The following is an 860-nucleotide window of genomic DNA, read 5'->3' on the forward strand; positions in this document are numbered from 1 at the left end:
GAAGTGGCGACCGCCGCCGCCTACGACGCCTACGGCCGTGCGGTCAAGACCACCGACGAGACCGGGACGGTCACCGAGACCGTGTACGACCCTGAAGAGGGTGCTACCGGGCTGGTCGTGTTGCAGAAGACCACCGGCCGGGACGGCAAGGTCCTGCAGGAGACGGTCAACACCCTGGCTGCGGACCGGCGCACGGTCACCGGGACCGTCACCCGCACCGCCCGGGGCGAGGGGCCGGGCGAGCTGACCATCGCGGTCACCCGCACGGTGGAGGACGGGCGCCTGACCGAGACCACCGTTGTGGCTCCGGGCACCGACGCGGAGACGACCGCCTCGCGGACCCTGGACCTAGCGACCGGGGCGGTACTGGAGGAGGCCGACCCGGGCGGGCGGGTCCTGTCGCGGACGGAGTACGACCGCCAGGGCCGACCCGCCGCGCATACCCTCCTGCCCGACTCCGGCAAGCCGCAGACCACCGCCTTCTCCTACCCCGCCCCTGCGGTGACGGTGACGGCCACCCCTGACGGGCGGCGGGTGACGGAGACCCTGGATGCGCTGGGCCGCCCGCTGCGGACCGCGGACAACTACCGCGACGGCGCCTACGCCAAAGAGCCCGACGCCGACGGCGCCCGGGTACTGGCCCAGACCGACTACTCCCAGTGGGCCCACTACCAGGTGACCATGACCGACCGGGCCGGCCGCAAGACCACAGCGTCCTCCGACCCGTGGGGCCACACCAGCAGCGTGACCGGCCCCGACGGCACCACCGTCAAGACCGCCACGGACATCGTGGCCGAAGCCGTTGCGCAGGGCGTCCTCGGCAAAGACCAGATCGGGGCCGGCCTCAACGACGCGCGCGC

1 pseudogene is annotated in these 860 nt (G+C 73.3%); it reads left to right on the forward strand.

Annotated elements, in window-relative coordinates:
* Positions 1-860 (forward strand): annotated as a pseudogene (locus IF89_RS39400) (hypothetical protein); the annotation flags it as partial.

Origin of the sequence: Streptomyces sp. NRRL F-2664, from assembly GCF_000719345.1 — a bacterium.
In the GTDB taxonomy this organism is placed as follows: Bacteria; Actinomycetota; Actinomycetes; order Streptomycetales; family Streptomycetaceae; genus Streptomyces.